Origin of the sequence: Protofrankia sp. Cj5 (genome assembly GCF_917627405.1) — a bacterium.
Taxonomy (GTDB): domain Bacteria; phylum Actinomycetota; class Actinomycetes; order Frankiales; family Frankiaceae; genus Protofrankia.
In genome coordinates this window covers 1-10,055 of record NZ_CAKJTO010000145.1, presented here as the reverse complement: position 1 = coordinate 10,055, position 10,055 = coordinate 1, and the positions used below count along the sequence as shown (strand labels likewise).

The 10,055-nt window shown below is 66.8% G+C and carries 7 protein-coding genes; 6 read left to right on the top strand and 1 reads right to left on the bottom strand.

What is annotated here, in order from left to right; all coding sequences use genetic code 11:
• Positions 1 to 273: 273 nt before the first annotated feature.
• The gene (locus MJ777_RS20825; RefSeq protein WP_239311199.1) at positions 274 to 816 is read left to right on the top strand and encodes a hypothetical protein; all 543 of its coding nucleotides are present in this window, start codon (positions 274 to 276) and stop codon (positions 814 to 816) included.
• 233 nt (positions 817 to 1,049) lie between these two features.
• Here MJ777_RS20825 and MJ777_RS20820 read toward each other — a convergent pair whose 3' ends face one another.
• Entirely contained in the window at positions 1,050 to 2,036 is a 987-nt protein-coding gene (locus MJ777_RS20820; RefSeq protein WP_239311200.1) for an aldo/keto reductase, read from the bottom strand.
• 299 nt (positions 2,037 to 2,335) lie between these two features.
• Between MJ777_RS20820 and MJ777_RS20815 the strand changes: the two genes are divergently transcribed.
• The 5 genes from MJ777_RS20815 to MJ777_RS20795 all read left to right on the top strand — a co-directional run bounded on the left by MJ777_RS20815 (position 2,336) and on the right by MJ777_RS20795 (position 9,852).
• Positions 2,336 to 3,820 carry a TerD family protein gene (locus MJ777_RS20815; protein ID WP_239377521.1) on the top strand — a complete coding sequence of 495 codons (1,485 nt, stop codon included), beginning with the start codon at positions 2,336 to 2,338 and terminating at the stop codon, positions 3,818 to 3,820.
• 378 nt (positions 3,821 to 4,198) lie between these two features.
• The gene (locus tag MJ777_RS20810; protein ID WP_239311203.1) at positions 4,199 to 4,876 is read left to right on the top strand and encodes an AIM24 family protein; all 678 of its coding nucleotides are present in this window, start codon (positions 4,199 to 4,201) and stop codon (positions 4,874 to 4,876) included.
• A 76-nt stretch (positions 4,877 to 4,952) separates the two neighbouring features.
• On the top strand, positions 4,953 to 5,903 hold the full coding sequence (locus tag MJ777_RS20805; protein WP_239377520.1) for an AIM24 family protein: 951 nt from the start codon (positions 4,953 to 4,955) through the stop codon (positions 5,901 to 5,903).
• Positions 5,904 to 5,967: 64 nt separating this feature from the next.
• A complete protein-coding gene (locus MJ777_RS20800; protein ID WP_239377519.1) occupies positions 5,968 to 6,882 on the top strand; it encodes a sucrase ferredoxin in 915 nt (304 codons plus the stop codon).
• A 96-nt stretch (positions 6,883 to 6,978) separates the two neighbouring features.
• On the top strand, positions 6,979 to 9,852 hold the full coding sequence (locus MJ777_RS20795; RefSeq protein ID WP_239377518.1) for a hypothetical protein: 2,874 nt from the start codon (positions 6,979 to 6,981) through the stop codon (positions 9,850 to 9,852).
• Positions 9,853 to 10,055: the final 203 nt, after the last annotated feature.

The window sequence follows — 10,055 nt, the reverse complement described above, 5'->3', positions numbered from 1 at the left end:
GTCCGGCGGCGACCACTTAGAGCGACCGGCAATAGGGGACGCGGCGTCGCGGGGCTGGGGCACGCACCTCGCCGCATCGCTCCCCGTCCATCGCTGCGCGATGCACGGGTACCCCGGCTCGTCAGTCGCCACCCAACACCTCCGGCGCCTTCCTCCGCCGCCTTGCGATGCACGCACCCCAGCCCCGCTCCTTGGTCCACACCCCTATTGCCGGGCGCTCTTATCTGGGGCCTGTCGGACACCTCGTGCGTCGACCGGATATGCTTACCTATCGTGACCTGCATCGTCGGTCTTGAGCATGACGGCAGGGTGATCATCGGTGGTGACAGTGCCGGGGTGGCCGGCTACTCGATCACGATTCGCGCTGACACCAAGGTGTTCCACAACAGTGAGTTCATCATGGGCTTCACCTCCTCGTTCCGGATGGGCCAGCTGCTGCGGTACAGCCTGGTTCCGCCCCTGCCGCGCACCTGGGACATCGACCGGTTCATGGCCACCGACTTCATCTCCGCGGTGCGTGACTGCCTGCGTGAGGGTGGCTATTCCCGCAATGAGTCAGGCTCGGAGGAGGGCGGGGTGTTCCTGGTCGGTATCCGCGGACGTCTGTACCGCATCGACTCCGACTTCCAGATCGGGCGCAGCATCGACCTCTACGACGCGGTTGGCTGCGGCGAGGAGTTCGCGCTCGGCTCCTTGTTCAGCAGTGCGCATCTCGACCCGGAGGAACGGGTGGGGCTCGCGCTGGAGGCGGCCGCGCATCACTCCTCGGCGGTCTGCCCGCCCTTCCACCTGATGTCCAGCCCGAATCCCGGCTGATCCCGGCTGATCCCGTATTTTCCGCGATCGCGGGGGTTTCGCGCGACCATCCACGAGGCGCTGTGGCGAGACGGTCCAGATCCTGGGCGAACCACCCCTCGGCGCGGGGCGGGCGCATCCAGCCGGGCAGGGAGGTCGTGCCCCAGCCGTAGCGAGTCGGCGGGCACCCAGCCATGAGGCCAGCCATGAGGGCTGGGCCGCCCGGGGGTGAGATCCCCCAGGCGGCCCGGCGGTCAGGATCGGCGCAGGCCGCCACGCAGAAGCGCGATAACGGCTGATCGTGCTCCGCGGGCCGGTTCGAAGGCGTCGGCGGCGGTCGTCAGCGCATGGGCCTCCTCTTCGGTCAACGTTATGTCGGCGGCGGCCACATTGCTCTCCAGCTGCGCGAGGCTGGAGGCACCGGGAATCGCCACCACATTCGGGTGCCGGATCACCCACGCCAGCGCGACCTGTGCCGGGCTCGCGTCGTGGGCCGCGGCAACATCGCGCAGGACGTTGAGGACGGGCCGGGCAGCGTCGAGGTTCTCCGGGAGGAACAGGGGATTCATCGCGCGTACCCGCGACGGCGGGGGGTGTTCGCGGGTGTAACGGCCGGACAGCAGGCCCTGGGCGAGAGGGCTGTACGCGATGATCAGCCGGTCGTTCTTCACCGCGTAGGGCAGCAGATCGCGTTCGGCCTGGGGCCGCAGGAGGCTGAACCGCACCTGGTTGGAAAGCACGGGGGCGCCGAGCGCCTCCTCAGCTGCCTGCCACCGCTGCAGCGAGTAGTTGCTGACACCGATCGCGTCGACGAGGCCGACCCGTTGCAGGGCGGCCATGCCCCGCATGGTGCTGCTGTCCGAAACAAGCGGGTTGGGCTGGTGCACCTGATAGAGGTCGATCTGACGGATGCCAAGCCGGTTGGCGCTGGCCACCGCCCGCTGTTCGACCACCGGAGCCACCGGCAGCACCGGGAACAGCTTGGTGGCGACGATGGCCGTCCCGTCGGCGCCGGCCTCCCGCAGAGCGCCGCCCAGGATCCGTTCGCCGCGCCCGAACGCGTAGACCTCGGCCGTGTCGAAGAACGTCACACCAAGCTCACGTGCCCGCCGGACGATCGCCGGCGCCTCGCTGGCCGCGTAGGCGGCGCCGTAACCCCACTCCTGGGAGCCGAACTGCCAGGTACCAAGCCCGATCACGGAGATTTTCTTCTTTGTGGTTACTCCATCGACATACCGCATCACTCCAGTGAACGCTACGCGGAGCCGGCGCGCGACTTGGCCATGCCGGACGCATCCGCGACCGGTTCTGGTTTGATACCGGCATCTTCGACCGGCGCCAGTCGTTCTCGACCGGCACTGGTCATTGAGAAAGATCTACGCCGGCCGGTGGATCGTCCGATGGCGGGCGGGCGGGCGCGTGGAGCTGTGATCGCGTTGTGGCCGGCCTGTTAGGTTGCGGACAGTCTGGTTTTCGAATGGGTGCGACACGGGCAGACCGGACACGGGACAGGCCGGCACGCAGGGCGAAGGGGAGCACAGTGGTCCAGCAGTTCAGCCGGGGACAGAAGAGCCAGCTGTCCGCGATCACTCCTGGCACTGACCTCTACATCGGAATCGCGCTCGTCGCTCCCGGCCTGAGCTGGGACGTGTCCTGTTTTGGGCTGGACGCGAACGGCCGGCTGTCCGATGACCGGTACTTCATCTTCTTCAACCAGCCGAAGTCGCCGGAAGGGTCGATCCAGCTCCTGGGTGAGCAGGCCGGGGACACGCAGTCCTTTCGGGCGACGCTGAAGGACGTACCCGCGGGTATCGACAAGCTGTCGTTCTGCGCGGCGATTGACGGTGCCGGGGCCGCGTCGCAGATCTCCGCTGGTTACTTCCGGATCGTCGTCGGTGGCAGTGAGGTCATGCGCTACGCGTTCACCGGAGCGGACTTCAGCAGCGAACGCGCTGTTATGATCTGCGATCTTTACCGTAAGGGGGTCTGGCGGGTCTCGGCCGTGGGGCAGGGTTTCGACGGTGGGCTTGCCGAGCTGATCCGTTCCTTCGGCGGGGAGGTGGAGGAGCCGGCAGCCCCGCCGCCAGCCGCACCCGTCGGGTTCGGCCCGCCGGCTGGTGCCACGCACACCTACGCGCCACCAGCGCCTGGTCTGGATTACGCCAAACCACCTGCGGCCCCGGCGTCCGCGCCGCTACCAGCGGCACCAGCACCGCTACCAGCGGCACCAGCACCGCTACCGATGGCATCAGCGCCGGTAGCGCCGACGATGGGGTACGGCCAGCAACTGCCCGGTGGGCCCGGCCCGCAGGCGCCCGGCGGTCTCGGCCCGACCGAGATCCTGCCCTCCCAGATCCAGCCGGTGCGGCCAGGCGCGATGAACAGCCTGAACCCCTACCGCGAGGTCCCCACGGCCGGCCGGTGGACGCAGCAGAACAGCAAACTCGTCAAGGTCACGCTCGGGCAGGGCCCGGATGTACTCGCCCTCCGTGGCTCCATGGTCGCCTATCAGGGCGACATCGACTTCGACTACAAGGGCGCTGGTCTGCGTGGGATGCTGGAGAACAAGCTCACCGGACAGGGCCTCAAGTTGATGACGTGTAAGGGGCGCGGTGAGGTCTTCCTTGCTCACGACGCCACCGATCTCCATATCGTCGAGTTGAGCGGCCAGCCGCTGTGCATCAACGCCAAGAACATCCTGGCGTTCGACAGCACCCTGAGCGCCGAGGTCAAGCGGATCGAGAGCCCGGGGATCCCCGGTGGTGGCTTCTTCCATTTCGAGGTTTCAGGCCAGGGCTCGATCGTGGTGATGACGCGGGGAACGCCGATGACGCTGAACGTCGCCGGTCCGACATTCGCCGACATGAACGCTCTGGTGGCCTGGACGGCTGGCATGCGGGTGAGTATCTCGACCCAGGTGCGCATCTCCCGCCAGATCTATGCCGGTAGCAGCGGGGAGTCCCTCGCCTTGCAGTTCATGGGTTTCCAGGGTCATTTCGTCGTTGTCCAGCCGTACGAGGTCTAGGGCGTGGCGAGCCGGACAGTCCTAGTGCCGGAGCCGCTAAGAGGCTCCGGCACTAGGACGTTCGATCAGGGAGCGGCGTCCGGGCGGATGGATCGCGAGGCGGCGGAGGGAGGCGCCCTGTGTTGGGCGTCGACCGACAACAACGATGCGAGGCGCCGACCGGGCGGCGCGAGCCGGACAGTCCTAGCGCCGGAGCCTCTAAGAGCGCGTTTGAGATCGTCATTCCGGCTCGCCGCGTCCAGGCGCCCCTGGCTGCGTTGTCGGCCACACCGATACAACTCATCCGGTATCGCTTCGGCCTTCCGCCTTGCCAGGGAGCCCCTGGACGCGGCTCACTGATCGAAAGCCCGATCTCAAACCCCCTCTAAGGAGGCTGTGGTGCAGGGAACGTTGATGGACCACTTCGGCCAGACCCAGTTGATGGACCGGATGAGCAGGCACGGTTCCAAGATTGTCAAGATCGTCATGCAGCCCGGTCAGGACCTGTTCGCCAGGGTCGGCTCGATGATCGCATACGAAGGTCTCGTCGACTTCAATCCCCAGCCACCACAGCTGCGGCGGATCGCCTCCTCCTGGGCAACGGGCGAGGGCGTGCCGTTGATGACCGCTGTCGGGCAGGGCCTGCTCTACCTGGCCGACTACGGCAAGGAGGTCATCGTCGCTCAGCTCGCGGGTGAGGGCCTGTCGGTCAACGGCAAGAACATCCTCGCGTTCGACGCCACCTTGCAGTGGGGGATCGAACGCGTCCGCGGCGTCAGCATGCTGTCCGGGATGGGCATGTTCAACGTGGTCATCCGCGGCCACGGCTGGGTCGCGATGACCGCGAAAGGCAATCCGATCGTGCTCGACACGCGGGAGGCACCAACGTTCGTCGACACCGACGCGCTGGTCGCCTATACCGACGGCCTGCAGGTCCAGCCGCGGCGGACCGCTCGCCTGGGCGGGCTGATCGGTCGCGGTTCGGGTGAGGCCTTCCAGCTCGGCTTCTCCGGTCAGGGGTTCGTCGTCGTGCAGCCGAGTGAGGACGAGCGGCCGAACATGTCAGTTCGTGGGTGACCTGGTTCGCGCTGGGTCTGGTTGGTGCTGGGTCTGGTTGGTGCTGGGTCTGGTTGGTGGATGAGAGGATTCGACGATGAGCCACGGTGGATTCGCGGGTGGCCCGTCCGGCGGCTACCCGCCCGCGGGCGGTGGGATTCGCGGCACGCTCCTCGGTAATCCCGAGGTGTCGACGGGGGAGCGCTTCACCCTGCAGAACGGCAAGATGCTCAAGGCGACGCTCGGCGCCCAGGGAATGCGCGAGTTCTACGCCCGTAAGGGTGCGATGGTCGCCTACCAGGGCGGCGCCAGCTTCGACGGGCACTGGGAGAGCTGGGGCCACCAGTTCCGCTCGCTGTTCCAGGACGGCGAGGGCCTGAACCTGATGAAGGTGTCCGGCGGCGGCACGGTCTTTCTCGCCCACCAGGCCCAGGACGTGCACATCCTCGACCTCACCGGTGACGGTCTGACCGTGGACGGCAAGAACGTGCTTGCCTTCGACCGGGACCTGCGCTGGGACGTCGTCCGCATCGACTCCCAGGTCTCGATCGCCGGAGCCGGCAACTACCAGGTGGAGCTGTCGGGGAACGGCAAGGCCGCGGTGGTGACCTCGGGCGCTCCGCTGGTCATGCGGGTGACGCCGCAGAACTACTACTTCGCGGATGCCGACGCGGTGGTCGGCTGGTCATCGAGCCTGCAGGTGTCGATGCAGGCTGCCGTGACGTCGTCGTCGGTATGGAAACCGCGCGGGAACACCGGGGAGAGCTGGCAGATGCAGTTCTCCGGTGACGGATACGTGATCGTCCAGCCATGTGAACTGCTACCGCCCTACAACGCGCTCGCCGGTGCGGGGCTGGCTGGACATTTCGGGCTCGGCGAGGCCGGTTTCGCTGGCAACCAGATGCAGGGGCATGGTGCCGCGGGGCAGGGCTCCCCAGAACAGGGCCACGGCTCTGGCGGAGGACTTCCCGGCGCGCTCGGTGGTGCGCTTGGTGGTCTGTTCGGCAATCAGGGGCACGGCCGGGGCGGTCTGTTCGGCGGCCGCTGACCGCATGACCTGCCACTCGATGACGCTGCCCTTTCGCTGTGCGCCGTGGACACGGGAACAGGGCGTGGACCCGATCGGGTCGGCACTGACCTGCGACACCCTGCTGCTGGTGGAGGTGCCACCGCCGTGGCCGCGCGATGTGGGCGAGATGCCCGCCTTCGCGGAGGCTGGGCGCCGGGCCCGGCCCGATGCCATGCGTCGGACCCGGTTGCTCGCGGTCAGCCCGACCGGCGACGTCACACCCGGCCGCGAGTCGCGAGCGGGCGTGCGGGTCACCCGGTGGCAGCGCACGGGTTCGAACCGTTTCGTGGGCGCTGACCACACCGTGCCTCGTGAACGGCTTGTCGACGGGCTCGTCCGGCTCCTTGACGGAGGTGACGGCGCGTACGACAACATCACGGCTCAGGCCGCGTCTGCCGAGGTCCTGCTCTGCGGCCATGGCCAACGGGACCGGTGCTGCGGCCGGGACGGCGCCCGCCTGTGGATGGAGATGGCATCGCGCTGGCCCGGCGTGCGAGTTCGCCGGTGCAGCCACCTCGGCGGGCATCGGTTCGCCCCGACCGGGCTCACTCTCCCTGACGGGCGGGCCTGGGCGTTTCTCGATCCCACGACCCTCCACCAGATCGTGCGTCAGGACGCCCAGCCGAGCGAGCTGCGTGGCAGTTACCGGGGCACCACCGCACTCGACCGGTGGGGGCAGGTGGTCGAGCGGGAGCTGTTCGAACGCTTCGGCTGGGGCTGGCTTGACCACGAGTTCACCTCGTCGCGCACCGTTGTCATGGACGGCGGGCGGGCCGCGACCGTGGAACTCGCCTGGCATGGGCCGACCGGGGAGGCGAGCGCCACCGCGGTGGTCGAGGTCATCCGGGAGATTCCCCTGCTGGTATGTGGTGAACCGCCGGAGTCCGCTGAGCGGACAAGCCCGGAGCTTGCCCCGCGTTTCGTCCTGATCCGCCATGGAGCTGCCCCCCTCCAGTGATTGCCGTATGCGGCTGGCCGTATATTCGGTGTTTCATTGCGGACACAAAGCGGCCAGGCATGGGTGAACCGATCGGTTGGCTTCCGGAGGTAACCCGTGCCCGGCCGGTTGGGGGCTCTGTTGATTCCGTTTTTCGACGGTGTTGTCGTGTTATTCCGGTTGGTCGACGTCCTGGTCATGCGTCGCCGACCGGTCAGGACGGTGTTGCCGCTCGTCTGTCTGGAGCGTGAATCCGGCCAGGATGGGCTGTTGGCCGATATCCTGGCGCGTTTGCGGCAGCCGATTCCGGTATCGGTGCCGAGCGCCCGGGTCGATGCCGGGACCGAGCACGCGAGAATCGCCTCCACCCACCTGTCTGGGGAGGCCGGGTCACCATTACCCCCGCCCCGGCTGCCGGTGCTGCACGCACTGTGCGCCGAACTGGGCCGGGACAAGTTCGGCATGCCGCGGCTGCGTTTTGACCACTATCTGCTTGCCGACTGGCTGACCCGGCAGGACATGCGGGGGAACGGACTGGGCGACCAGCCCACGGAGCTCCTCGGCCGGCTCCGGGATCGTTTCCGGGGAAACTCGCCGAATCCTTTCGCTGGTCTTGCCGACGGCGTGCCCGACCCGACGGTCAGGTTCGTGTTCGTGTTCGTCGCGCGGCTCTGGCTGCTGGTCCGGTTCTGGCTGCGGGTCAGCGGGCGGGTACCTGGTCTGGGGCGCCAGACCCGCTGGTTCATGCGTCAGCGGTATGTGGCGCCGGGAGCCGGGAACTTTGTCGGGTTCGCCGAGCGGCTCACCGTCGGCGCTGTTGACAGCGAAGTCCCCGAAGAGGTCGACAAGCTGCTCGTACACGCGTTTCTGCAGGACCTGCGGACGGCGTACCGACGCCGGCCGTGGCGGATCCGGGCCTGGCGGCGGACGGCGAACCCGGTGGCGCTGATTGACAACATCACATCGGACAACGGTGGGGTTGCTTTACTCAACATGATCGGTGATGTCCGCAGCGAGACCGGCCGTGACGATCCGCTGTTGGTGATCGCTAGCTGTGATAGCCAGCTGGCTATTTGTGATCTTGCCTGGCCGAGTATGCCGGCCGAGCCCGTGGCCGTGGCTCTGGATGCCGAGGCCCACTGGCTCGACGGATTGGGACGGCGCCGCCGACGGCGCGATCCCGGCGCATGGGTGCTGCGACTGACGGTGCCCGCTGCCCGTCAAGCCACCGTGACCGAGGCAGCCGAACTGGCCCACGTACCGCCTTTTACCCCGCGGCGACCGCCGGTGCCAGCCCGTCCCATGGTGCTGACATCCCTGGTCACCGTCGTCGTCCTGGCTGCCGCCACATCGCTGCTGTGGGTCTGCTGGCCCCACCGCCTACCGGAGTGCCTGCGGTCGTCGGGCGCTGGGATCTCGGTCGAGCTGGTCCCGAACAAGGTCGGGACACCCGACTGCGTCGGATACAGCGACAACGCCAACCGGATATTCGGGGCCACGGGTGATGAGAAGCAGCCGGGCAGCAAACGACTGCTGGCCGCTCAGCGTGAGATATTCCGGCAGAACGAGTGCGCTCGGGACATACACGAGAAATACCCGACGCGCCCGTACATCACCCTGGTCTATCTGGCCGGGTTGAGCACGGCATTGGACGAGGGGGATGCGTGGAGCGCGGCGCAGAGCGAGGAGCTTGAAGGAATTCTGCTCAGGCAGACCACCCAGAACGGTGTCCTCGCAGCGGACGGGGCTTGCAATTTTGCCGGCGCGGACAGATCTGACCAGCCACTGCTGCGGATTGTCATAGCCAATGGCGGATCGCGTATGAGCAGCGCGGTCGACGTGGTCAGGAAGAACCTCGTACCGCTCTTCACGGACCGGAGCGTGGTCGGCGTCCTGGGCCTGGACCGCAGCATCCCGGAGACCGAGGACGCCATCGCGGAACTGGGGCGGAACGGCATCCCAGTAATGGCGACAACATTGTCGGGGGATGGGATGGCTGACTTCTCTCCACTGTATTTCCAGCTGGTGCCGACGAACAAGAAGGAGGCGCAGCTGGTGGCGAGGTACGCAACCTATCTGAAAAAAACTCGGGTGCTCGTCTCCTACCGATACGAGGATACTGTAGAACCCAAGGACAGGTACGTCTCGACCTTGGTAGATGATTTGAAGGAGGAATTAAAAGAGAAGTACCATGACCGGGCGTGGACGGCTCGGAGCCAGCCGGGATCCAGTAGTGAATCCTGCGAGGGGGGTGATACCGTACTTTTTTACGCGGGCCGCCATGAGGATTTCGCGAAATTCGTTAACTACGTCCACGGCCAGTGCAAAGATGTGCCGATCGTCGCTGACGACGCGGTATCCCGTGTCATCGCTGTCACCGGCTCCTCCGATGCCGCCACGCCGGAGACCAGCAGGATTCCCGCGGGCGTGACAGTCGATTACGTCTCCAAGGCCAGTGCGGTCGTCCTCGCTGGTCAGGATTGTTTCAGGGGTATTTACAAACCTGACAACAATCCGGGTCAAGGGGCTATGGCGAATTTCTGCACGGACTTGGGTGAGCTCTACAAGAACAGGCTGCCGGAGCTGTTGTCAGGAGGCGACGGGCAGCCGCAGCCGGTCCCGGGACTGCGGTGGCCGGGTGAGCGAGTCGGCCTCGCCTATGATGCTGTCGGCTTGTTTCTGCGTGCGGCGAGCGCGCCCAAAGGCTACCCGGAGAGATTAGGGAGGTTCACGCCGAGCCCATCCTCGGTCGGTCAGCAACTGCGGGACATCACCGGCTCCCAGCGGGACCCGGAGTACGCCACGGTGACAGCGGATTTCGATTTCAGGGGCGCCCGAGTGGCCGACAACAGGGAGCTGACCGTGCTGGAGGTGCCTGATGTCCGCAGATCGGCTGCCACACCCACCTGCGTGTATCTGCTCAGAGATAACAACAGACTGTTCGGAAAAGACTGTCTGGCCGTGCAGCAGTCGGCGGCCTTGTCGCGGTGAGGGGCGGTGAGGGGCTGACCGGGCGGGGCGAGCCGGAATAATGATCTCAAACAGGCGCTGAGCACAGTCCCGCCGATCAACAGCGGTATCCGTGCGGGGCCGCGGAACAGGTTCTCAAGGGCACCTGGCACGGGTACGGTTCAGGGGTGGCCGGGGTGGTGGTCGTGCAGTTGGTCGCGGCGATCGCGGTCGAGGTCATCGCC